At 50.7% G+C, this 22,158-nt stretch carries 24 protein-coding genes and 1 pseudogene; 23 read left to right on the top strand and 2 right to left on the bottom strand.

Features of this window, described 5'->3' with window-relative positions; genetic code table 11:
* Positions 1–2 precede the first annotated feature (2 nt).
* The 17 genes and pseudogenes from rplX to rimK all read left to right on the top strand — a co-directional run bounded on the left by rplX (position 3) and on the right by rimK (position 12,200).
* On the top strand, positions 3–323 hold the full coding sequence (gene rplX, locus V7676_RS08615) for a 50S ribosomal protein L24 (RefSeq protein WP_335659281.1): 321 nt from the start codon (positions 3–5) through the stop codon (positions 321–323).
* Positions 316–894 carry a 50S ribosomal protein L5 gene (gene rplE, locus V7676_RS08620; RefSeq protein WP_335659282.1) on the top strand — a complete coding sequence of 193 codons (579 nt, stop codon included), beginning with the start codon at positions 316–318 and terminating at the stop codon, positions 892–894. The genes rplX and rplE overlap by 8 nt, the downstream gene beginning before the upstream one ends.
* A gap of 69 nt (positions 895–963) precedes the next feature.
* Positions 964–1,269, top strand: coding sequence for a 30S ribosomal protein S14 (gene rpsN, locus V7676_RS08625; RefSeq protein ID WP_108810506.1), 306 nt, complete (start codon positions 964–966; stop codon positions 1,267–1,269).
* A 12-nt stretch (positions 1,270–1,281) separates the two neighbouring features.
* On the top strand, positions 1,282–1,677 hold the full coding sequence (rpsH, locus tag V7676_RS08630) for a 30S ribosomal protein S8 (RefSeq protein WP_335659283.1): 396 nt from the start codon (positions 1,282–1,284) through the stop codon (positions 1,675–1,677).
* Between the two features lie 2 nt (positions 1,678–1,679).
* Positions 1,680–2,213 (top strand): 50S ribosomal protein L6, encoded by a 534-nt coding sequence (gene rplF, locus V7676_RS08635; protein WP_335659284.1) that lies wholly within the window; start codon positions 1,680–1,682, stop codon positions 2,211–2,213.
* Positions 2,214–2,216: 3 nt separating this feature from the next.
* The gene (rplR, locus tag V7676_RS08640) at positions 2,217–2,570 is read left to right on the top strand and encodes a 50S ribosomal protein L18 (RefSeq protein ID WP_335659285.1); all 354 of its coding nucleotides are present in this window, start codon (positions 2,217–2,219) and stop codon (positions 2,568–2,570) included.
* A gap of 1 nt (position 2,571) precedes the next feature.
* A complete protein-coding gene (rpsE, locus tag V7676_RS08645) occupies positions 2,572–3,339 on the top strand; it encodes a 30S ribosomal protein S5 (RefSeq protein WP_335659286.1) in 768 nt (255 codons plus the stop codon).
* Between the two features lie 6 nt (positions 3,340–3,345).
* Positions 3,346–3,525: a 50S ribosomal protein L30 gene (gene rpmD, locus V7676_RS08650; RefSeq protein ID WP_335659287.1), complete on the top strand. Its 180-nt coding sequence runs from the start codon at positions 3,346–3,348 to the stop codon at positions 3,523–3,525.
* Between the two features lie 46 nt (positions 3,526–3,571).
* The gene (rplO, locus tag V7676_RS08655; protein ID WP_335659288.1) at positions 3,572–4,126 is read left to right on the top strand and encodes a 50S ribosomal protein L15; all 555 of its coding nucleotides are present in this window, start codon (positions 3,572–3,574) and stop codon (positions 4,124–4,126) included.
* A 178-nt stretch (positions 4,127–4,304) separates the two neighbouring features.
* Entirely contained in the window at positions 4,305–5,678 is a 1,374-nt protein-coding gene (gene secY / locus V7676_RS08660) for a preprotein translocase subunit SecY (RefSeq protein ID WP_335659289.1), read from the top strand.
* A gap of 42 nt (positions 5,679–5,720) precedes the next feature.
* Complete coding sequence (locus V7676_RS08665; protein ID WP_335659290.1) at positions 5,721–6,371, top strand: adenylate kinase; 651 nt, start codon at positions 5,721–5,723, stop codon at positions 6,369–6,371.
* Between the two features lie 241 nt (positions 6,372–6,612).
* On the top strand, positions 6,613–7,032 hold the full coding sequence (locus tag V7676_RS08670; protein WP_335659291.1) for a transposase: 420 nt from the start codon (positions 6,613–6,615) through the stop codon (positions 7,030–7,032).
* Positions 7,029–7,376: an IS66 family insertion sequence element accessory protein TnpB gene (gene tnpB, locus V7676_RS08675; protein WP_335659292.1), complete on the top strand. Its 348-nt coding sequence runs from the start codon at positions 7,029–7,031 to the stop codon at positions 7,374–7,376. Before V7676_RS08670 ends, tnpB begins: the two co-directional genes overlap by 4 nt.
* A 54-nt stretch (positions 7,377–7,430) precedes the next feature.
* The gene (gene tnpC, locus V7676_RS08680) at positions 7,431–8,972 is read left to right on the top strand and encodes an IS66 family transposase (RefSeq protein ID WP_335659293.1); all 1,542 of its coding nucleotides are present in this window, start codon (positions 7,431–7,433) and stop codon (positions 8,970–8,972) included.
* Between the two features lie 372 nt (positions 8,973–9,344).
* Positions 9,345–10,700 (top strand): NADP-specific glutamate dehydrogenase, encoded by a 1,356-nt coding sequence (gene gdhA / locus V7676_RS08685; RefSeq protein WP_335659294.1) that lies wholly within the window; start codon positions 9,345–9,347, stop codon positions 10,698–10,700.
* Between the two features lie 106 nt (positions 10,701–10,806).
* Positions 10,807–11,187: pseudogene (locus tag V7676_RS08690) on the top strand (ATP-dependent zinc protease family protein); the annotation flags it as partial.
* 107 nt (positions 11,188–11,294) lie between these two features.
* A complete protein-coding gene (rimK, locus tag V7676_RS08695) occupies positions 11,295–12,200 on the top strand; it encodes a 30S ribosomal protein S6--L-glutamate ligase (protein WP_335659296.1) in 906 nt (301 codons plus the stop codon).
* 60 nt (positions 12,201–12,260) lie between these two features.
* Here the strand turns inward: rimK and V7676_RS08700 are convergent, their stop codons facing one another.
* Positions 12,261–13,313 (bottom strand): succinylglutamate desuccinylase/aspartoacylase family protein, encoded by a 1,053-nt coding sequence (locus tag V7676_RS08700; protein WP_335659297.1) that lies wholly within the window; start codon positions 13,311–13,313, stop codon positions 12,261–12,263.
* A gap of 415 nt (positions 13,314–13,728) precedes the next feature.
* On the opposite strand from V7676_RS08700, the gene rpsM reads away from it, so the two are divergent.
* From rpsM to V7676_RS08725, 5 genes are all read left to right on the top strand, one after another.
* A complete protein-coding gene (gene rpsM / locus V7676_RS08705; protein WP_335659298.1) occupies positions 13,729–14,097 on the top strand; it encodes a 30S ribosomal protein S13 in 369 nt (122 codons plus the stop codon).
* A 60-nt stretch (positions 14,098–14,157) separates the two neighbouring features.
* Positions 14,158–14,547, top strand: coding sequence for a 30S ribosomal protein S11 (rpsK, locus tag V7676_RS08710; RefSeq protein ID WP_335659299.1), 390 nt, complete (start codon positions 14,158–14,160; stop codon positions 14,545–14,547).
* A 103-nt stretch (positions 14,548–14,650) separates the two neighbouring features.
* Complete coding sequence (locus V7676_RS08715; RefSeq protein ID WP_335659300.1) at positions 14,651–15,709, top strand: DNA-directed RNA polymerase subunit alpha; 1,059 nt, start codon at positions 14,651–14,653, stop codon at positions 15,707–15,709.
* A 111-nt stretch (positions 15,710–15,820) separates the two neighbouring features.
* On the top strand, positions 15,821–16,243 hold the full coding sequence (rplQ, locus tag V7676_RS08720) for a 50S ribosomal protein L17 (protein WP_335659301.1): 423 nt from the start codon (positions 15,821–15,823) through the stop codon (positions 16,241–16,243).
* A gap of 99 nt (positions 16,244–16,342) precedes the next feature.
* Positions 16,343–18,559: a prolyl oligopeptidase family serine peptidase gene (locus V7676_RS08725; RefSeq protein WP_335659302.1), complete on the top strand. Its 2,217-nt coding sequence runs from the start codon at positions 16,343–16,345 to the stop codon at positions 18,557–18,559.
* Positions 18,560–18,586: 27 nt separating this feature from the next.
* On the opposite strand, the gene gyrB is transcribed toward V7676_RS08725, so the two are convergent.
* A complete protein-coding gene (gene gyrB / locus V7676_RS08730) occupies positions 18,587–21,109 on the bottom strand; it encodes a DNA topoisomerase (ATP-hydrolyzing) subunit B (RefSeq protein WP_442955421.1) in 2,523 nt (840 codons plus the stop codon).
* 419 nt (positions 21,110–21,528) lie between these two features.
* Between gyrB and V7676_RS08735 the strand changes: the two genes are divergently transcribed.
* Positions 21,529–22,038 (top strand): hypothetical protein, encoded by a 510-nt coding sequence (locus V7676_RS08735; RefSeq protein ID WP_335659303.1) that lies wholly within the window; start codon positions 21,529–21,531, stop codon positions 22,036–22,038.
* Positions 22,039–22,158: the final 120 nt, after the last annotated feature.

A 22,158-nucleotide genomic window follows, 5' to 3' on the forward strand; every position in this document is an offset into this window, starting at 1 on the left:
TCATGGCCAGTGCAAAAATAAAAAAAGGCGACACTGTTGTTGTTTTGTCCGGCAAGGATAAAGGCAAATCTGGTGAAGTGACCAAGGTAATGCCAAAAGACGGCAAGTTGATCGTCGCAGGCGCTAACGTTGCAATTCGTCATCGCAAGCCAACACAGGCCAACCCACAAGGTGGTCTGGAACGTCGCGAAGCGCCGATGCATATCAGCAAAGTTGCTTTGGCCGATCCGAAAGATGGCAAGCCAACACGTGTTCGCTTTGAAGAGAAAGACGGTAAAATGGTCCGTGTGGCCGTGAAATCCGGGGAGAAAGTCGATGGGTGATAAAGTTTTGCCTCGCATGCGCAAAAAATATGACGAAGAAGTCATCAAGGCGATGCAGGAAAAATTCAACTATTCGAACCACATGGAAGTTCCGCGTATCTTGAAGATCGTGATCAACATGGGTGTCGGTGAAGGTAGTCAGGACAAGAAAAAAGTCACGACCGCTGCAAAAGAAATGGAACTGATCGCTGGCCAGAAGCCCGTTATCACGAAAGCAAAAACGTCGATCGCGACGTTCAAGCTTCGTGAAGGCATGCCAATCGGTTGTAAAGTTACTCTGCGCCGGGAACGTATGTACGAATTTCTTGACCGATTGATCACAGTGGCTATGCCTCGGATCCGAGATTTCCGTGGGCTGAATCCAAAAAGTTTTGATGGCCGTGGCAATTTCGCCATGGGCATAAAAGAGCAGATCATCTTTCCTGAGATTGCTTATGACGACATCGACGTGGTGCGCGGCATGGACATTATCGTGACGACAAGCGCGAAAACTGACGACGAAGCTCGCGAGCTTTTGAAATTGTTCGGTTTCCCGTTTCCGAAGGAAGAAGAAGAAAAAGCAGCAGCTTAAAAACTGCTATTAAATTTACAAGCTCTCCGCTTTTTCGGGGACACGCAAGAAAGGAAGAGAACTTAAGTCATGGCGAAACTGAGTTCCATTAACAAAAACGAACGTCGCAAGAAACTGGTGAAGAAATACGCCGGTCGTTATGCGAAGTTGAAGGCAATGGCCAACGATCAGTCTCTTGATGAGACCGAACGTCTTATGGCGCGCCTAAAAATGGCGGAAATTCCGCGCAACGGTAATCCAACCCGCGTGCGTAACCGCTGTGAAACAACAGGGCGTCCTCGCGGTTATTACCGTAAGTTCCGTCTCTGCCGCATCGAGCTGCGTGATATGGCCAATAAAGGTCTTATCCCCGGCGTAACGAAATCAAGCTGGTAAAGGGAAGATAATATGGCTTTTACCGATCCCTTGGGTGACATGCTCACCCGTATCCGTAACGGACAGCAAGCACGCAAAGATAGCGTGGTTAGCCCCGCTTCTAAATTGCGCGGTGCTGTTCTCGAAGTTCTCCAGCGCGAAGGTTATATTCGTGGCTACAGCGAAGAAGAGGTCAATAAGCACCCTGGACTTCGTATTGAACTGAAATATTTTGAAGGCGAGCCGGCTATCCGCCACGTGGCACGCGTTTCAAAGCCTGGTCGTCGTATTTATAGTGGTTCGCAAGAACTGCCTACGGTACGTAACGGCCTGGGCATCACAATCGTTTCAACGCCTAAAGGTGTTTTGTCTGACGCAGAAGCGCGCCAGCAGAATGTCGGCGGCGAAGTACTCGCAGAGGTGTTCTGATCATGTCTCGTATCGGAAAAAGAGCAGTAAGCATTCCTGATGGTGTTACCGCTAGCATGGAAGATGGTCTGGTTAAGGTCAAAGGACCAAAGGGCGAGCTTTCGACCCCTATGGTAGATGATCTTACCTACGAACTGAGCGATGGTGGTTTGTTGGTAACTCCCGCAAATAAAACCACCCGTGCACGCGCCTATTGGGGTATGCAACGGACGCTGGTTCAGAACCTCGTTGATGGCGTAACCGACGGTTTTACCAAGGTACTCGAAATCACTGGTGTTGGTTATCGTGCAGCAGTTAAAGGCAAAGTCCTGAACTTGCAGCTTGGTTTCAGCCATGATGTGAACTTCGACATTCCTGAAGGTGTTACGATTAAGACGCCCGATCAGACAACTGTCGAAATTACGGGCATCGATAAGCAACAGGTTGGCCAAGTAGCCGCTGAAATTCGGCGCTGGCGCAAACCAGAGCCTTATAAAGGCAAGGGTATTAAATATCGCGGAGAATATGTTTTCCGCAAAGAAGGGAAGAAGAAATAAGCCATGGCTAATATTTCTCTATTCAAACGGCGTCAGCAACGCGTTCGCACCAAATTGCGGAAGCGCGGGCTCACAAAGCCTCGTTTGTCAGTGCACCGTACTGGCCGCCACATCTACGCGCAGGTCATTGATGATGCAGCGGGCAAGACTGTTGCCGCAGCTTCGACAATTGACAAAGCGTCCAAGGTAAAAACCGGTGCCGATAGCGCAGCGGCAGCTGATGTTGGCAAACGCGTTGCAGAAGCAGCGACAAAAGCAGGCATTAAAGAAGTAATTTTTGATCGCGGCGGTTTCCTGTATCACGGACGTGTGAAGGCTTTGGCTGACGCGGCCCGCGAAGGCGGATTGGAGTTTTAATATGGCTGATGAAAACAAAACACCCGACGGTGCAGCACAGCCCGGTACAACCGGTGAAGGTAATCAGCCTGTAGCCGCTGTAGCGCCAGAAAATAAAACTGGTGGTAACGAACGTCAAGGCCGTGGTGGAAACCGTGGCGGCGGCGGCAACCGCGATAATCGTGGTGGCGGTAATCGTGATGGTGGCCGCGGTCGTGGCCGTGGCGGCCGTGGTGGTCGAGACGATCAGCAGGGTGAAGAACTGATTGAGAAATTGGTTCACATAAACCGTGTTTCCAAAACTGTTAAAGGCGGTAAGCGCTTTGGTTTTGCTGCATTGGTAGTGGTTGGCGACGGCAAAGGCCGCGCCGGTTTCGGTAAGGGTAAAGCACGCGAAGTGCCGGAAGCTATTACCAAAGCGACCGCAGCTGCCAAAAAGAAAATGGTTCGTGTTCCATTGCGTGAAGGACGTACTCTTCATCATGATGGTACCGGAAAATTTGGCGCAGGCAACGTGACTTTGCGTTCTGCGCCTCCAGGTACCGGCATCATCGCTGGTGGCCCGATGCGTGCGGTATTCGAAAGTCTCGGTGTGGCCGACGTAGTGACCAAGTCTAACGGAACGTCAAACCCATATAACATGATCCGGGCGACCTTTGCGGCGCTTGGTGAACAGACCAGCCCTAAGTCTGTGTCCCAGCGGCGCGGTAAGAAAATCGCTGACCTACTTGGTCGCGGCGGCGCTTCTGAAGCACAGGCTGAGGCCGATGCTGCAGCAGTTACGGAGTAAGGCATAATGGCTAAAATGAAAGTTAAGCAGATTGGTTCGCCAATCCGTCGTCCTGAAGATCAACGCAAAACGTTGATCGGATTGGGTCTAAATAAAATGCATCGTGTCTCCGAACTGGAAGATACACCGGAAGTGCGCGGCATGATCCGGAAGGTGAATCATCTTGTAAAGGTTGTTGAAGGTTAATTCCTGAAAACGACCGTGCGAATAAAAGCGAAAGCGAGTACATGACATGAAATTAAATGAAATTAGAGATAATGACGGCGCGCGCAAATTGCGCACCCGTGTTGGCCGTGGTATCGGTTCTGGAAAAGGTAAAACTGCTGGCCGTGGCCAAAAAGGCCAAAAATCACGTTCCGGTGTTTCTATTAACGGTTTTGAAGGCGGTCAGATGCCCCTTCATATGCGGATTCCAAAGCGTGGCTTTAATAATCCATTCGGTACCGACTACGCTGAAATTAACCTGGGAATGATCCAAAAGTTCATCGATGCCAACAGGCTTGAGAATAAGGGTACGCTGGATCAGGCAGTTTTCAACGCAGCGGGTCTTACCCGTGGTGGTAAAGACGGCGTTCGTTTGCTTGCCAAAGGCGAAATCAAAGCGAAAATCACTATCGCAGTTGCTGGCGCTTCTAAAGCTGCCATTGAAGCAGTCGAGAAAGCTGGCGGTAAAGTCGAAATATTGACTGGTCCAGCTGTCCACCGTCCAAAGAATGAGAAAAAAGCAGTTGCTTCTAAGCCCGCTAAAGAGAAAAAAGCGGCTAACAGAGCTAAAAACAAAGATTGATTTAATTCAATCAATGGCCCCGCTAAGCTTTCGAGCATAGACGGGGCCTTTTTTTACCCTTATTGGCTGCGCATGATGCCGAACAGCCTTGTTTTTCGGGCCGCAACATCCGATATGGGTTCGATGCATGGAACTGGGGGCAAATCGCCCTCGTGAACGCGGGCAAGGAACTACTAGCATGGCATCAAAAGCCGATCAGGTTGCAGCAAATTTGAGCCTGGCAAAATTCGGGGAAGCGACCGAACTTCGTAAGCGCATCTGGTTTACACTTGGTGCTTTAATTATTTTTCGGTTATTGAGTTTTGTCCCACTGCCCGGAGTCGACCCCGTCGTTTTGGCTGATCTCTATGATCAAACCCGCGGCGGCGTTCTTGATATTTTCAATACATTTTCCGGCGGTTCGCTGGAACGGATGAGTTTAATAGCGCTGGGTGTTATGCCGTATATTACGGCGTCGATTGTGGTTCAGCTGGCCTCGGCGTTGTCGCCCACACTGGCTGCGATAAAGAAAGACGGCGAAGCAGGCCGCAAAAAACTTAACCAATATACCCGCTATGGCACAGTCGGCCTGACTGCGATTCAGGGTTATTTTATTGCCGTCGGTCTTGAAAGCTTTGCCTCGCAATCCGGCTTGGCCGCTGTCGTCAACCCTGGCCTGGGTTTCCGTATGGGCGCAGTTATCAGTCTTGTTGGCGGTACGTTATTCCTGATGTGGCTTGGTGAACAGATTACTAGCCGCGGTATAGGTAACGGTATTTCGCTGATCATTATGGCTGGTATCGTTGCGCAGATGCCCACCTTTGTTGGCAACTTGATGGAAGGGAGCCGTACTGGCTCCATCGGTGCCCTGACCATTATCGGTCTGATTACAATGGTAGCTGCTTTGGTTCTGTTCATCAGCTTTATGGAGCGTGCGCAAAGGCGAGTGCTGATTCAGTATCCTAAACGGGCAACTCAAAACGGCGTTATGCAGGCGGATCGGAGTCATCTTCCCTTGAAGGTGAATACCGCTGGCGTGATTCCTCCGATTTTTGCTTCTTCGCTGTTGTTGATGCCACTGACCGTTAGTCAGTTCGCAGGGAATGCGACTGCGGGTGAAAGTGTGATGGGTGATTTCATTATCGCGTTGAATCAATATCTCGCACACGGCCAGCCTCTTTATATGCTGCTCTATGCGTCAGGCATTGTCTTCTTTTGTTTCTTTTATACCGCGGTTGTTTTTAACCCGGAAGAAACTGCGGATAATCTAAAGAAAAATGGTGGCTTTGTGCCGGGTATCCGTCCCGGTAAAAATACAGCCGATTATCTTGATTATGTGCTGACACGTATTACGGTTGTCGGCGCGGCCTATTTGGCTCTGGTTTGTGTGTTGCCTGAATATGTGATGGCACAAACAAACTTGCCGCTATTCTTTCTAGGCGGTACGAGCTTGCTGATTATCGTTAATGTGACCGTTGACACAGTAACCCAGATTCAAAGTCATCTGCTGGCCTTGCAATATGGGGATCTGCTGAAAAAGGCTAAGCTTAAGGGCGGACGCCGCAAACGCTAAAATATCCCTCCGGGATTTACAGGTTATAGGGGACAGTAACTTATGGATATCATCCTGTTGGGACCACCAGGTGCTGGTAAAGGCACTCAGGCCGGCATTCTCGAAAATGAACATGGCATGGTTCAACTTTCGACCGGCGATATGCTTCGCGCAGCAGTGAAAGCTGGCACCGAAGTCGGTCTGAAAGCTAAGGCATTGATGGACGCTGGAGAGCTGGTTCCTGACGAAGTGGTCTCCGGTATTATTGGCGATAAGCTCGACGAACTGGGCCCAGAGAAGGGCGTCATCTTCGACGGCTATCCTCGTACCGAGGCACAGGTCCATTCGCTAGATGAAATTTTGACAGCGCGGAATCGCAAGCTCTCTCATGTTATAGAGCTTGCCGTGGATGTAGAAGCACTGGTGGGACGTATTACCGGCCGCTTTACCTGCGGTAATTGTGGTGCGGGCTATCATGATACGTTTAAACAGCCTGCCAAAGACGGCATTTGCGATGCGTGCGGTTCCGCTGAATTTAAACGGCGTCCGGACGATAATGAAGAAACTGTGCGTACACGCATGGCGGAATATCGCGCGAAAACCCAACCGATCCTTCCTATATATGAAGAACGGGGCATCGTTTCCAAAGTAGACGGTATGGGAAGCATGGATGCGGTCAGTGCTGCGATAGAAGCTATCCTCGCTTTGGATTGATCTGCATTTTGCCGGGATAGGCTGGATATGCATTGTCAGTGATGAGTACGATTAGTAGGCGCTATTAATAGCGCAGATGAAAACTGTCTCGCTTTCTGTCACTTTAGGCGGCTCGATGGCACAAGCCGAGTAAGCGAGAGCTGTGGGCCGCCTTGCGCGTTATGGCATTGAAGGGTTGAAGGCTGCTTATTTGGGAGCGGCGATTATGGGCGACATGGGTTCGGGATCAGGGAGTAGTCATATGAGTGGTCATATGACCACTCATATGAGTGGTTCTAGCCTTGGCCGTGTAGAGATTGTCGGCGGCCGTAGGCGCTGGACGGCGGAGCAGAAGCTGTTGATGCTGGCAGATGCATTTGGTCCGGAAGGATCGGTTGGCCAGACTTGCGAGCGTCACCGGATTGGCAGTGGCCAGCTATACACATGGCGGCGTCTGGCGGTGAACGGTCAGTTAGGTGGCATGAACCCGTCAGGCCGCGCGCTTGCCGCACCCGCTTTTGCCGAAGCCTCGCTGGATACTGGCCTAATCGACCGAGCGGCGGTAAATCCTGCACAGCCTGGTCTGATCAGGATAGACCTGCCGTCAAGGATAAGGCTGACGGTGGACGCGGCGGTCGATGCCGATGCGTTGACACGGGTGCTCGGGGTGCTGGGCCGATGATCCCGCCATCTCCTTCGACGCGCATTTACCTTGCTTGCGGTACAACCGATATGCGCAAGGGTTTTAATGGTCTGGCAGTATTGGCGCAGCAAGTATTGCAGAAGAACCCGCATTCAGGAGCGCTGTTTGCCTTTCGTGGCAAGCGCGGTGATCTGGTCAAGCTGCTGTGGTATGACGGCCAGGGCATGTGCCTGTTTTCCAAACGGATGGATCGCGGCAAGTTCGTTTGGCCGGTGACAAAGACCGGTAAAGTGCACCTCTCTTCGGCCCAGCTTTCCATGCTTCTGGAAGGCATTGACTGGCGTAGACCTGAACGCACGGCCGCTCCGCTTTTGGCGGGATAAAACGGCATATTTAGGCCGGTTTTACTGGCAATCCATGAGCCACTCCGCTATTCAATGACGGTGTCAGATACCGCTCATTCTTGCCCCGATAAAGACGCCCGGATCGCCGATCTGGAAGCTGCTTTGGCGGCCCGTGACACGCTGATCGAGACCCTGCAGTTACAACTAGACAAGCTGCGCCGTATGACCTTTGGCCAGTCGTCGGAGAAGCTTGTCCAGCAGATCGAGCAACTGGAACTGACGCTCGAAGAGCTGGAGAGTGAAGCTGCGATTTCCGATGCCCGGGCGTCTGAGCCGATCGTAAAGGCCGGACGGCCATCGCCCGTTCGCGCTTTGCCTGATCATCTGCCACGCGATGAACGACGCATTGAACCGGAGACAGGTGCCTGTAATTGTCCTGATTGCGGCGGTACCCTTCGCCCGCTTAGCGAAGACAGCGACGAGATGCTTGATGTGCTGCCGGTGCAATGGCGCGTTATCCGTACCATTCGACCCAAGTATAGCTGCCGTTCCTGCGAGAAGATTGTGCAGGCCCATGCGCCTGCCAAAGCCATTGCCCGGGGTAAAGCCAGCTTCGCTACCCTTGCCCATGTCGTCGTGAACAAGTTCGATCATCATCTGCCGCTCTACCGTCAGTCCGAGATGATGGCAGCACAAGGCCTCGACATCGACCGTTCGACGCTGGCCGGTTGGGCAGGTCAAGCCGCCAGTCTGCTTGATCCCATCGTTAGCCGTATCCGCGAAGAAGGCTTAAAGGCTGCAAAGATCCATACCGACGACACACCGGTGCCTATGCTGGTGCCCGGTAAGGGTAAAACGGCACAAGCGAGGCTATGGACCCATGTCGTCGATGACCGCGCATCCGGCTCTACGGGTCCGGCCTTGGTCTGGTACAAGTTTACCCTTGATCGCAGCGGTATCCATCCACAAACCGAGCTCAAGGCATTTACAGGTTTGCTGCAGGCCGATGGCTATGCCGGTTACGATAAGCTCTATCAGGATGGTCAGATCAAGGAGGTCGCCTGCTGGGCGCACTTCCGCCGCAAGATATTCGAGAACCATCAAGCAAGCCCGACGCCGCTGACCACCGACCTACTGGAACGGATCGCAGGATTATACCGGATCGAGGACGATGTTCGCGGTCAGCCGCCCGATGTTCGCCGCCAGCACCGTCAGGAACATAGCAAACCACAAATCGAGACGCTGCGCAGCGTGATCGACGATGCCTTGCGCCGCCTGTCGCCCAAATCAAGCATGGCCAAGGCGCTAGCCTATGGCCGCAAACGCTGGGATGCGCTCACGCGTTATCTTGATGAAGGCATGGCAGAGATGGACAATAACATTGCAGAACGCTCTATCCGCTCCATAGCGATAGGCAGAAAAAATTGGCTATTTACCGGATCAAAAGCCGGAGGAACTCGCGCCGCCGCCATCTACTCGGTCATCGGAACCTGTCAGCTCAATGGCGTGGAACCCCAAGCCTATATTACCGATGTTATCGAGAAAATCGCCTCCGACTGGCCCGCTTCCCGTTGGGACGAACTTATGCCATGGAACTGGACAGACAATAACCTACGGAACCGTCAAGCCGCATAATACACGGCCTCCAGATCTCGCTTACCAAGCCGAAGTCACTAATATGGCAGGTAATGGCTTTATTGTTCAGTATAAAATGGTGGCCAATGCATCGCCCGCGATAGTGTAGAAATTACTTATGCACCTGTGGTTGATGGTATTATTGGTGATTATCTAAACTGGCTGAGGGCCCTTTTGCACCTACGAAAGCAACTGGTATTGTTGTTGAGAGCGGACATGAAGAGGTCGAGTGTGCTGATTAATTAGAACAGAATATCAACGCTTTACCTATCGGGCTTATTACTTCTAATATGGCGCTATAATTAATTGCGATTCGAGGGCATCGTAGTTGATCACGGGCGCTCAGATAACCACCTAAGGGGGAGTAAGACGATGGCCGTTTCCGATCATGTAGATTTTCCAACATTTATGGAGGGCGTTAAAAAACGCAATCCGGGACAAACTGAATTTATTCAGGCAGTACAAGAAGTTGCTCAGGATATTTACGGATTTATCGAAGATAAAGAAGAATATCATACAGCGCAGATATTACGGCGCATGGCCGAACCCGATCGGGTTGTTTCATTCCGTGTTTGCTGGGAAGACGATAATCATAATATCCGCGTACAGCGCGGTTGGCGGGTTCAAAACAATAATGCCATTGGTCCTTATAAGGGCGGTATCCGTTTTCATCCCAGCGTGACTGAAAGTGTGCTAAAATTCTTAGCATTTGAACAGACTTTCAAAAATTCACTCACCGGCCTGCCTATGGGCGGCGGCAAGGGCGGGGCTAATTTTAATCCCAAAGGGAAGTCGGACGCCGAAGTGATGCGCTTTTGCCAATCGTTCATGACTGAACTTTATCGGCATATTGGCCCTGATACCGATGTGCCTGCCGGTGATATCGGTGTGGGCGGGCGTGAAATTGGTTATATGTTTGGCCAGTATAAGCGGATTACTAATCGCTGGGAAGGCGTTCTGACTGGCAAAGGCCGGGAATATGGCGGCAGTGCTATGCGGCCCGAGGCGACTGGCTATGGTGCGGTTTACTTTATGCAAAACATGCTTGCCCACAAAAAGGATACGATCGACGGCAAAACGGCGGTTATTTCGGGCTCAGGAAATGTTGCGACCCATGCAGCGGAGCAAATTGTCAAGCAGGGCGGCAAGGTACTGACGTTGTCTGACAGTGGCGGTTTTGTCCATGATCCGGATGGTTTCACCCAAGAGAAAATTGACTGGGTCAAAACCCATAAGACCCACCGTCGAGGACGTATGTCGGAATATGTTGAGGAATTTAAAGGCGCAAGTTTTCATGAAGGGCAGCGCCCCTGGAATGTTGCATGTGACCTAGCTTTACCTTGTGCTACTCAAAACGAACTAAATGAAGCCGAAGCCAAAATGCTGGTATCCAATGGTGTGATTGCTGTGTCTGAAGGTGCCAATATGCCTACTACCTTGGAAGGTGTGCATGTTTTCCACGATGCGAAGATTATGTACGGTCCAGGCAAGGCGGCTAATGCCGGCGGAGTAGCGGTGTCTGGTCTCGAAATGAGCCAGAATGCAGAGCGGATCAGCTGGAACCACGAACGGCTTGGCACCATGTTGACCGAGTTGATGCAGGGTATTCACAGTCAATGTGTTGAATATGGTGATCAGGGTGATGGCTATGTTGACTATGTAAAGGGCGCTAATATTGCTGGTTTCAAGAAAGTCGCTGATGCAATGCTGGCTTACGGTGTAGTTTAACCACTCTATTTGATTATGTAACAAGGCACCGGAGTGTAAGCTCTGGTGCCTTTCGTTTTATTGAATTTGCTTGCTACCGGACTGGAATCTCGGGCACATGCGAGGAATGAGAGATGCTAAGCTGTTCAAAATAAAAAAAAGGCTGAAAGAACCTTGCGAAATTGGTTGGTGTGAGCTTGTTAGCTTGCCTGAACTGGGTATTGCAAATATTCACGCGAAGATAGATAGTGGGGCAGCGACATCGTCGCTGCATGCCGTGCGTATTAAGCCGTTTGATCGCGGAGACGAGCAATGGGTAGAATTCACTATTCCTAAATCGCCTGAATTTCCTGCGATCCGTTGCGAAGCTAAATTGGTAGCAAAACGTCTGATTAAAAGTTCTAACGGGCGTTCTCAACAAAGGTTTGTCATTGAAACATCAATGCAACTCGGTTCGTTTATATGGATAGGGCACATGAGCTTGGCAAACCGCCAATCAATGGCGTTTCCTGTTCTCATCGGGCGGCGTGCTCTTAGGCGAGGTTTCCTCGTTAATAGCGCCAAGCGCTGGATGCTGGGAAGTCCCCAGCTTAAAAGTATATCAAAGGAATCATAATGAAAATCGCGATGCTTGCCCGGAACCCCAAATTATATTCTCACAAACGCCTAGTGGAGGCGGCCGAAAAGCGCGGGCATGAGATGCAGATATTGAATACGCTGCGTTGCACGATGAATATTACTTCGCACCGGCCATCCATCCTATACAATGGGGAGACGTTGACGGGTTTTGACGCGGTGATCCCGCGGATCGGTGCCTCGATCACCCATTATGGTCTTGCCGTTTTGCGGCAGTTTGAGATGATGGGGGTTTGGCCGCTTAACGAAAGTGTCGCCGTTGGCCGCTCTCGTGACAAGTTGCGCTCAATGCAGATATTTGCAAAACACGGGCTTGGCTTACCGGTAACGGCGTTTGCCCATGATCCAAAGCAAACCGAAGAAGTGTTGAAAATTGTTGGCGGTGCACCTGCTGTTATCAAATTGCTTGAAGGAACGCAGGGTATCGGCGTGGTTTTGGCGGAAACACCTAATAGCGCAAAATCCGTTGTCGAGGCGTTTCGTGGTTTGAACGTGAACATATTGGTTCAAGAATTCATCAAGGAAGCGGGCTCCAGCGATATTCGGATATTTGTAGTAGGGGGGAAAGTTGTCGCGGCGATGATGCGAACCGGCGCGGAAGGTGACTTCCGATCCAATCTTCATCGCGGCGGTACCGCAAAAATGGTCAAGATTACGCCGGAAGAGCGATCAACTGCCATTCGTGCAGCCAAGGTTATGGGTCTCAATGTCGCGGGGGTTGATATATTGCGCGCCAATCACGGTCCAGTGATTATGGAAGTGAACAGCTCGCCCGGCCTAGAAGGCATAGAGACTGCTACCGGCAAAGATGTGGCAGGCCAGATAATTGAATTTATAGAGGCTAAGGCCAAAACCGGTAATACGAAGACCAAAGGTATAGGTTAGATCGTTAATCGGAAGACGAGGACGGCGCGCCGTAACGGTTGTAGAACCGGATAACTATATTTAGATAACCTCGTCCTCGTCGAGCAGCTGGTCGCTGTAGAGTGCGTCTTCTATTTTTCCGACGCGTGCACCCACCGTATCAAACACACGAACTTGTGCGATGTGCAGCAGTGCGTCGCCCTGATTTACGACGGGTAGATTCGAATGCCCAATGACTATGCCATCGGCAGGAGCAAGAATTTCTTCTTCACCTTCGCCAAATATATCGCTGACATAGGCGACGACTTGGCCCTGGTGCACGGCGGTGCCAGATGGTGCAACAAGGCGGCAAATCCCGCCTTTTGTTGATCGCAACCACGCAGTTTTTGTTGCTTGCGCTGGTGGGGCGCCGCGTTTGCCAAGCCGCTTGGCTTGTATAATGGCCAGTTTGCGCATTACGCGCAAAATACCGTTTACACCTGTCAAAACCGAGAATTCATCAAAGCGCAGGGCTTCGCCCGCTTCCATCAACAGCATATCAACGCCGGCTTCCCGCGCTAATGCGCGCAGTGAGCCGGGGCGCAGTTCTGCCTCTATCACCACGGGCGCGCCAAATTCCATTGCCAGCTCTTTCAATTCAGGATTGCCTGACGCAATCCTGATCTGCGGAAGATTATATCGGTGCAGGGCGGCACTATGAATGTCGATGCCGAGTGAACAATGTCCGATAATTTCGGTCGAGAAGATATAGGCGAGTTGAGAAGCAAGCGAGCCTTTTTCTGCTCCCGGGAAGGACCGGTTTAGATCTCGCCGGTCGGGTAGATAACGGCTGTGGGTAATAAATCCGAACATGTTAACTACGGGCACGAATATGACTGTCCCGGCCATGCGCGAAGGCTTGAGCTTTTTCATGACCCGGCGAATAATTTCTGTTCCGATAATCTCGTCACCATGAATGGCAGCGCTCACGAAAATGGTTGGCCCCGTCCGTTTTCCGTGGAAGACCCGCACTTCCATATTGGCTTGCATCCCAGCTGACAAATCGCTGATTGGAATCGAGATATTGCCCACTTGGCCCGGTGCGACAGTTATTCCGCTGATCTCAAAGAGATCATATTTATTTCTAATTGTCATTACCGCCCCCAAATAGCTCGCTATTCTATGGTATCGGGATGGCAGATGATGCAAGGTAAAAGCGCAACAATTCTTTGTCGATCTGTGCTATAAACTGATAGAAAACATTCGCGGTCCCGGTACCGGTATTCAAAGCTTAGCCTTCAGGAGATCAAGATTAACGAAATTTTGACAGGGGCCTTAGGCTTGTGTAATATTCTATGTATTGATCGTTCCAAAGAAACACTGCGTTTGTCGCGTAAACCGCGCTTGACAGCGAGAGCGACTCTCCCTATTCGATCTTTATTCGAAACTCAATACGACCGGCAGCGCTTTCGTGGCGTCCGCTGGTTTTGTGCGTTTTGAATGTGATTTTAACAGCTTAGCGATGAGATAGGGGCCGGCGAATCGGTTTCTGTGGAGCAGGAGAAAAATATTGGCACGTATTGCCGGGGTAAACATCCCAACTAACAAGCGCGTAATTATCTCGCTTACCTATATTCACGGTATTGGACGCACGAAAGCGGCCGAAATTGTTGAAAAATTGAAAATTGATCCAGCCCGTCGGGTTCAGGACCTTACCGATCAAGAAGTTTTACACATTCGTGAAACAATTGATGCGGAACATACGGTTGAAGGCGATTTGCGACGTGAAGTTGCAATGAACATCAAGCGTCTGATGGATCTGGCCTGCTACCGCGGTCTTCGTCACCGTAAAGGACTGCCTGTTCGCGGACAACGTACGCATACCAATGCGCGTACCCGCAAAGGCAAGCCAAAGGCAATCGCCGGTAAGAAAAAATAGGACAGTCCCCAAAGATTTTGGGTATTTGTCTCTTCTGGATATTAGGTAGGAATTGATCACATGGCACGCGAACCTCAGCGCATTAAGAAGCGCGAGCGCAAGAATATTTCGGCAGGCGTAGCGCACGTCAACGCCACTTTTAATAACACGATGGTCACCATCACCGATGCACAGGGCAATGCTATAAGCTGGTCTTCTGCTGGTACGATGGGATTTAAAGGCTCTCGTAAATCTACGCCTTATGCGGCGCAGGTTGCCGCAGAAGACGCCGGTAAGAAAGCAGCTGACCATGGTGTCCGTACCTTGGAAGTGGAAGTAAAAGGACCTGGCTCTGGCCGTGAGTCTGCTCTTCGCGCGCTGCAGGCCGTCGGTTTCACCATTACCTCGATCCGCGATGTTACGCCGATCCCGCATAATGGTGTCCGTCCGTCCAAACGTCGCCGCGTCTAAGCCACTAAAGCTTAAGGGAACTATCCGGCCGGTAGCTCCCAATTTTTGGTAATTCAGAGTGGAAACGGTCCAACCCACTCTTTGAACTCACTAGGGGAAGTCCATGACTGTCAATATGAAGAACTGGCAAGAACTGAAGAAGCCCAATGTTCTCGATATAAAATCTGGTGGTGATCCCAAGCGCAAAGCTACATTCGTAGCTGAACCTCTTGAGCGCGGCTTCGGCTTGACTATTGGTAACGCATTGCGCCGTGTTTTGCTTTCATCGCTGCAAGGTGCTGCGGTTACTTCGATCAAGATCGAAAATGCGCTGCATGAATTTTCGTCGCTTCCCGGTGTTCGTGAAGATGTCACCGACATTGTTCTGAACGTAAAGCAAATTGCTTTAAAAATGGAAGGCGAAGATGCCAAGCGTCTACAGCTTTCTGCAACCGGCCCTGCTGAAGTTACAGCGGGCGACATTGCGGTTTCTGGCGACATTGAAGTGATGAACCCTGATTTGGTTATTTGTCACCTTGATGAAGGCGCATCTTTCAACATGGAACTGACAGTCAATGTCGGTAAAGGCTATGTCCCTGCGGTTTCTAACCGTCCGGCAGATGCTCCAATCGGTTTGATCCCGGTTGACTCGCTTTATTCACCAGTTCGTCAGGTTTCTTATAAAGTCGACAATGCCCGCGTTGGTCAAGAACTCGATTTTGATAAGTTGAATCTGACCATCGAAACCGACGGCACCGTGACACCGGAAGATGCGATTGCTTATGCAGCGCGTATTCTTCAGGATCAGTTGCAGTTGTTCGTGCATTTCGAAGAAGCATTGGAAAGTGTGTCTTCGCCCATCGGCATGGCCGCTGCGCAAAGTCAGCAAGAAAGCGATGCCAACCAGCTCAACCGTTATCTTCTCAAAAAGGTCGACGAGCTCGAACTTTCGGTACGCTCGGCAAACTGCCTCAAGAACGACAATATCATTTATATTGGCGATCTGGTTCAGAAAACCGAAGCCGAAATGCTCCGCACACCAAATTTTGGTCGTAAATCTTTGAACGAAATCAAAGAAGTGTTGTCCAGCATGGGGCTGCGTCTGGGAATGGATATTCCTGGCTGGCCACCTGAAAATATCGAAGAAATGGCCAAGAAGCTTGAACAAGAGCTGCTCGGTTAATTCTACTGATATCCCTGATGTTCAGGGATATTAAAAAGGGAAACTGGCCGACCCTTAATCGGCCTGGATCGGGGTACCTCATACGGCCCCAATACAAACGGAGTATAGAATATGCGTCATAGAATGAAGGGCCGCCGTATGCAGCGGACCGGTGCTCACCGTCAGGCTTTGCTGAAAAACCTGGCCGCCGCACTGATCAAGCACGAACAGATCATGACAACCCTACCTAAAGCCAAAGAAATGCGTGCTTATGTAGAAAAATTGATCACGCTGGCAAAAAAAGGTGGTTTGTCCAACCGTCGTCTTACCCATTCGCGTTTGATGGATGAAGTTCAGGAAAAGAAACTTTTTGAAGTTCTTGCTGAACGCTATGCGGATCGCAACGGCGGATATACGCGGGTTATCCGTGCTGGTTTCCGTGCTTCCGATGCTGCCCCTATGGCAATCATCGAGCTGGTTGACCGCGACGTGACTGCCAAAGGTCAGGACAGCGGTCCAGACCAGAATGCTGAAGAAGATTTCGAAGAGGCGTAAGCCTTCATTCGGAAGACAGTTTCAATTGATATCAGAGGCTGCAAGCGATAAGCTTGCGGCCTCTTTTCGTTTGTTCCCATTGTTGTCCGAGAGGTTTCTATGCGTATCACCAGTTTCTTTGCTTTGGCCTTAGTCAGCAGCACAGCAATAACCTCCATACCGGCATTGGGTCAAACTGATGCAATAGTGAAAGATCATGCTCTGACATATCCTAAAACCAAAACCGTAAATGTGGTCGAAGAACAATTTGGCGAATATATCGCTGATCCATATCGCTGGCTGGAAAATGATGTTCGGGAAGATGCAGATGTCGCGGCTTGGGTGGATGCCCAAAATGCTGTGACAGATGCTTATCTTGAGAGGCTCGATGGCCGGAAGGCGTTGGCAGCGTCGATGACTAGGCTATTTGACTATGATGCGCTCGGTGTACCGGAAGAAGCGGGCGGAAAATATTTCTATGAACGTAAGAGCGGCGGCCAGAATCAGGCGATCCTCTATGTCCGTGACGGAGAGGATGGTGCGGAGCGCGTATTGATCGATCCGGCAGTTTGGTCCGATGACGGGGCGACCGCGTTGGCGGAATGGAAACCTTCTGAAGATGGTAGCCTGCTTGCCTACGCTATTCAGGACGGCGGTGCTGATTGGCGGACTGTGAAAGTCATTAACGTCGCGACCGGTGAAGAAATGGCCGATAAAGTGGAGTGGGTAAAATTCTCTAACCTCACTTGGATGCCCGACAATAGCGGTTTCCTTTATTCGCGCTTTCCTGAACCGAAGGAGGGGCAGGCGTTTCAGTCACTTAACAAAGATCACACGATCTACATGCATATAATCGGCCGGGAACAGAGTGGTGATATCAAAGTTTACGCTACGCCGGACCAACCGGAATTAAACCATATCGCTGAGGTGACATCGGACAAGGAATGGGTGGTAATTACCTCGTCGTCGGGTACGGACGACCGCTATGAAGTCACACTGGTTAAAGTTGATACCCCGGAACTGGAAACCCGGAAATTGGTTGAGGGCTTCGACCATAGTTGGTCATTGATCGACGGCATTGGTGATACGCTCTATTTCGCAACTAATCAGGACGCAAAGCGGTTACGTATCGTGAAAACTGATTTGTCCAAACCCGAAATTCGCAAGATAGTTTGTGAAGGCGATCGCGCGGTAAATACAACGTGCAGCAAAACCATATATGCTTTTACTGAAGTCGTTCCGGAACATAGCGCGACTATCGACACTGCGGTCTTGGTCGGTGATATGATCGTCGTTGATTATATTGATGATGCAAAAAGCAGGCTTGAGGCATTTGGGTTAGACGGTATGCCCAAGGGCATAATTGACCTTCCGGGACTGGGCACTATCGACGGGCTTTATGGTTCGGCCAAGTCGGGAAAAGGGTATTTTGCCTTCGGCAGTTTTAATCAGCCCAATAGTATTTACAGTTTCAGCGGCACTGGCCAACCTGATATCTGGGCGAAACCGGAACTGCCTTTTGACCCAAAATCAATTTCTGTAACCCAACGTTTTTATCCCAGCAAAGATGGCACGAAAATTCCGATGTTTCTGGTCCACAAAAAAGGCATGGACCTGAGTAAGGGCGCGCCGACCCTGCTCTATGGTTATGGCGGCTTCAATATATCGGTCCTGCCGGGCTATAGCGCGCCCAAAATGGCGTGGATAGAAGCCGGCGGTGTTTATGCCTCTGTCAATCTGCGCGGCGGCGGCGAATATGGCAAAGAATGGCACGACAGCGGCCGTCTGCAAAATAAGCAGAACGTGTTTGACGATTTTATCGCGGCTGGAGAATATCTGATCGCAGAAGGCATCACGCCGAAAGACGGCCTTGCGATTGAAGGGCGTTCCAATGGGGGCTTGCTTGTGGGGGCGGTGATGAACCAGCGGCCGGACCTGTTTGCCGCTGGCCATGCAGCGGTAGGCGTGATGGACATGTTGCGCTTCGACCGGTTTACTGCGGGGCGTTATTGGGTTGATGACTATGGCTATCCGAATAAGGAAGCCGATTTCAAAACACTGCTTAGCTATTCGCCTTATCACAATATAGCAGATGGTACCGATTATCCCGCTTTAATGGTTTCTACTGCAGATACTGACGATCGCGTAGTACCGGGGCACAGCTTTAAATATACAGCCCGCCTACAAGCGCTGAATACCGGCGAAAAGCCACATCTTATCCGCATTGAAACACGGGCAGGGCATGGCAGTGGTAAGCCGACGGACAAGCTTATCGAGGAATATTCCGATATTTATGGTTTTCTTGCGGATACAGTAGGACTCGGAATTGCTGACTAGCGTAGTGCTAGCCAGCAAAAAGAGCCGTTAAACGTCGAGATTCGCCACATTCAGGGCATTGTCGACAATAAATTCACGCCGTGGTTCGACAACATCACCCATTAATTTGGTGAATATCTCGTCGGTTACGTCGGCTTGTTCTACCGTCACTTGCAACAATGAGCGGACTTCCGGATCCAGTGTGGTCTCCCATAGCTGCTCGGCATTCATCTCACCCAAGCCTTTATAGCGTTGGAAAGACAGGCCTTTGCGGCCAGCGGCCAATACGGCATCCAACAATTCAGAAGGTCGTGTGATGAGGGTACCTTCTGATCCGACTGTGCCGTCATCGTCAGTATCTTCGCCTGTCGCCATTTTTACCAAACGGCTACCTTGCGAATAGGTTGCGCTTTGTTCCGATGCGAGGCCGTGTAATTTGCGCGCCTCTGCAGATTCCAGGAATTTTGCTTCAATAATGTGATGATCAGTTACACCGCGCCACCAACGCTCGAAGAGATAACCGCCTTCTTCGGAAACGCTACCAGACCAGCGCCCTTCCTCATCCACGGCATCCATCCATGCAGCGGTAGCATCAACAGCCGCCTGTCGTTCTGGGCGTCCATGATCCGGGTTGAGTGCCCCGGTAAGTGCCATGCCTTCGACAATTGTGCTATCATAACGGCGAGGAACATAAGTCATCAGTGAACGCATCCGCCGCCCATGTTCGACCAGATTGCGCAAATCCTCTCCAGATCGCGCACCTTCACCGGTTTGCAAAATCATATTCTGCAAGCCAGCATCTACCAGATATTGATCGAGCGCATGATCGTCTTTCAGATAGACTTCGCTCTTGCCCTTGCCGACTTTGTAAAGCGGAGGCTGTGCGATATAAAGATGGCCGCCTTCGATGATTTCCGGCATTTGCCGGTAGAAAAATGTTAGTAATAAGGTGCGGATATGTGCGCCATCGACATCAGCATCGGTCATTATCACGACCTTGTGATAGCGCAGCTTTTCAATATTGAAATCTTCGCGGCCAATGCCAGTGCCCATTGCCTGAATCAATGTGCCGACTTCTTTGGAAGATAGCATCCGGTCAAAGCGCGCGCGCTCGACATTGAGGATTTTACCCTTAAGCGGCAGAATCGCTTGATAATGACGATCACGGCCCTGTTTGGCGGACCCACCAGCAGAATCACCTTCCACCAAGAAGAGTTCTGATTTGGCAGGGTCGCGTTCCTGACAATCGGCCAGTTTTCCGGGCAGGGAGGCAATGTCCATCGCACCTTTCCGCCGGGTTAGTTCGCGCGCCTTTTTCGCCGCTTCGCGGGCTGCCGCCGCATCTATGACTTTCTGGACGACCAGCGAGGCATTTTGCGGATTTTCCTGAAGCCATTCAGCCAGTTTATCAGCCATTAGGCTTTCCAGCGGTTGCCGTACTTCAGATGAAACCAGCTTGTCTTTGGTTTGTGAACTGAATTTTGGATCTGGTAGTTTGACAGACACAATGGCGGTTAAACCTTCGCGCATATCATCGCCGGTGAGCTTGACCTTTTCCTTTTTAAGTGCGCCCGAGCTTTCGGCATAATTGTTCAACGTTCGCGTCAGTGCTGAACGAAAAGCTGCCAAGTGGGTGCCGCCGTCACGCTGCGGGATATTATTGGTGAAGCACAGCACATTTTCATAATAGCTGTCATTCCATTCTAACGCGACGTCGATAGTGACATCATCGCGGTCACCGTGAATGGCTATGGGTTCAGGAACCAGCGCGGTCTTGTTTCGATCAAGATATCTTACAAAGGCCGCAATGCCACCTTCATAAAACAGATCGATTTCTTTCGCTTCTTCGCTCCGCTCGTCACGCAGCAGAATGTGCACACCGCTATTCAGGAATGCGAGTTCGCGGTAGCGGTGTTCAAGCTTATCAAAATCAAATTCGGTAATTTTAAATGTCGCGGGCGAGGGGAAGAAAGTGACTTTCGTTCCTTTTTTGAAGCCCGTCGCATTTTCTGCCGGAGGCGCATCACCAATGACTTCGAGTGCGCGCACAGCATCGCCAAATTCAAAGCGCATATTATGCTCTTTTCCATCGCGCCAGATATTAAGCTCTAGCCATTCAGACAGTGCATTAACAACCGAAACGCCCACGCCGTGGAGGCCGCCGGAAACTTTATAGGCATTGTCGTCGGAGGTGTTTTCAAACTTACCGCCGGCATGAAGCTGAGTCATGATGACTTCTGCAGCACTAACGCCTTCTTCGGTGTGCATACCGGTCGGGATGCCGCGGCCATTGTCTTCAACCGAGACACTGCCATCTGCATTGAGTGTGATTAAAATCAGGTCGCAATGACCGGCCAATGCCTCATCAATCGCGTTGTCCGAAACCTCGAACACCATGTGATGCAAACCTGAGCCATCATCTGTATCTCCAATATACATACCGGGCCGTTTACGGACTGCATCAAGACCCTTCAGAACCTTGATAGAGTCTGCGCCATATTCGTTTTGATTAGAAACATTGGAAGGCATACGCGCGCCTTCCGGGGTGCTATTTTCTGTGTTTTCACTCATGTCATCCTTTTAGACCCGCGAGGCCTGAAACCCAAGAGTTTTGTTCGAAATTTGGATATTATATTTTATATAATTCAATGGGTTAATTGTGTTTGACCGTCGGCTAATTATAGCGATGCTTTTCCCTGAACAATTGCTGCTAGAAACGGAGTTTGGGGGAGGGTAAACTCTTTGACAAAATGTTGGTGCGGCCAGAAATTTGTACCACCAGTAATGGACGGAGCATGCGGTCAACTCATGCCGCTTAGTGTGAATCGATTCCGTTAAAAGTCGGTAGGATACAGTCCGTTCGGCAAACGAGCATATCGTTCGAAGACAGGGCTTTTTTTAAAGGGGGGACGCCAACGCAGCTCGTTCCTTAATCAGGCAAATCGTTCGAGCCTTTTCAAAAGGGTGCAACATGGGCTAGGCTACTAGATATGATAAGAAACTTGTTTATCGCTGGGCTGATCTGTTTTTCCGTTAGCGCATGTTCCGAAACCACTAAAGTCAGCGATGACTTGCCGGAGAGTCGCTCTGACGTCGATAATCCGACGGGCCGGACGGCCAGGATAGATTCCAGTCCCGGTGAACGGCCGGTTCGCATTGGTGAGGGCGGACCGCGGTTTGATGCCTGTCCGTCAGTTGGGAAGATAACAAACCTACGCAACGGCGAGCTTAAGGTCTTAATAGCACCTTTTGATAGTGCCAAACAAAGCGACAGTCTGTCAGAAGGGCAATTTGTCCATATTTGCACGCGTAGCCATGACCAGCAATGGCTAGGCATTGTTTATGAGAAAGTGTCGGCGCCGGATGCTCAGGGCGAGGACGTCGCTCAGGAGTTTGTTGATTGCGGCTTATCCACTCCGGTGCGGTCTAAGCGCAATTATGAAGGTCCGTGCGAGAGCGGCTGGGTTGAAAGCACCTTTGTAAAGTTGGTGGCCGGTTAGGTTTTGGAGATATTATCTTCACCAGAGGTTGGTAAAAGAAGCATTCGGACGGAACGGGGTAAGGGTGCGACCGTTTGTCTCTAAATGATCGTGAATCCGATCCTTTATCTGGACCAGCCG

The sequence above is a fragment of the Parasphingorhabdus sp. genome (genome assembly GCF_036963805.1).
In the GTDB taxonomy this organism is placed as follows: domain Bacteria; phylum Pseudomonadota; class Alphaproteobacteria; order Sphingomonadales; family Sphingomonadaceae; genus Parasphingorhabdus.

Coding starts and splice junctions, on each gene's coding strand:
- rplX (WP_335659281.1), top strand. CDS start 3: ATGGCCAGTGCAAAAATAAAAAAAGGCGACACTGTTGTTGTTTTGTCC.
- rplE (WP_335659282.1), top strand. CDS start 316: ATGGGTGATAAAGTTTTGCCTCGCATGCGCAAAAAATATGACGAAGAA.
- rpsN (WP_108810506.1), top strand. CDS start 964: ATGGCGAAACTGAGTTCCATTAACAAAAACGAACGTCGCAAGAAACTG.
- rpsH (WP_335659283.1), top strand. CDS start 1,282: ATGGCTTTTACCGATCCCTTGGGTGACATGCTCACCCGTATCCGTAAC.
- rplF (WP_335659284.1), top strand. CDS start 1,680: ATGTCTCGTATCGGAAAAAGAGCAGTAAGCATTCCTGATGGTGTTACC.
- rplR (WP_335659285.1), top strand. CDS start 2,217: ATGGCTAATATTTCTCTATTCAAACGGCGTCAGCAACGCGTTCGCACC.
- rpsE (WP_335659286.1), top strand. CDS start 2,572: ATGGCTGATGAAAACAAAACACCCGACGGTGCAGCACAGCCCGGTACA.
- rpmD (WP_335659287.1), top strand. CDS start 3,346: ATGGCTAAAATGAAAGTTAAGCAGATTGGTTCGCCAATCCGTCGTCCT.
- rplO (WP_335659288.1), top strand. CDS start 3,572: ATGAAATTAAATGAAATTAGAGATAATGACGGCGCGCGCAAATTGCGC.
- secY (WP_335659289.1), top strand. CDS start 4,305: ATGGCATCAAAAGCCGATCAGGTTGCAGCAAATTTGAGCCTGGCAAAA.
- V7676_RS08665 (WP_335659290.1), top strand. CDS start 5,721: ATGGATATCATCCTGTTGGGACCACCAGGTGCTGGTAAAGGCACTCAG.
- V7676_RS08670 (WP_335659291.1), top strand. CDS start 6,613: ATGAGTGGTCATATGACCACTCATATGAGTGGTTCTAGCCTTGGCCGT.
- tnpB (WP_335659292.1), top strand. CDS start 7,029: ATGATCCCGCCATCTCCTTCGACGCGCATTTACCTTGCTTGCGGTACA.
- tnpC (WP_335659293.1), top strand. CDS start 7,431: ATGACGGTGTCAGATACCGCTCATTCTTGCCCCGATAAAGACGCCCGG.
- gdhA (WP_335659294.1), top strand. CDS start 9,345: ATGGCCGTTTCCGATCATGTAGATTTTCCAACATTTATGGAGGGCGTT.
- rimK (WP_335659296.1), top strand. CDS start 11,295: ATGAAAATCGCGATGCTTGCCCGGAACCCCAAATTATATTCTCACAAA.
- V7676_RS08700 (WP_335659297.1), bottom strand. CDS start 13,313: ATGACAATTAGAAATAAATATGATCTCTTTGAGATCAGCGGAATAACT.
- rpsK (WP_335659299.1), top strand. CDS start 14,158: ATGGCACGCGAACCTCAGCGCATTAAGAAGCGCGAGCGCAAGAATATT.
- V7676_RS08715 (WP_335659300.1), top strand. CDS start 14,651: ATGACTGTCAATATGAAGAACTGGCAAGAACTGAAGAAGCCCAATGTT.
- rplQ (WP_335659301.1), top strand. CDS start 15,821: ATGCGTCATAGAATGAAGGGCCGCCGTATGCAGCGGACCGGTGCTCAC.
- V7676_RS08725 (WP_335659302.1), top strand. CDS start 16,343: ATGCGTATCACCAGTTTCTTTGCTTTGGCCTTAGTCAGCAGCACAGCA.
- gyrB (WP_442955421.1), bottom strand. CDS start 21,109: ATGAGTGAAAACACAGAAAATAGCACCCCGGAAGGCGCGCGTATGCCT.
- V7676_RS08735 (WP_335659303.1), top strand. CDS start 21,529: ATGATAAGAAACTTGTTTATCGCTGGGCTGATCTGTTTTTCCGTTAGC.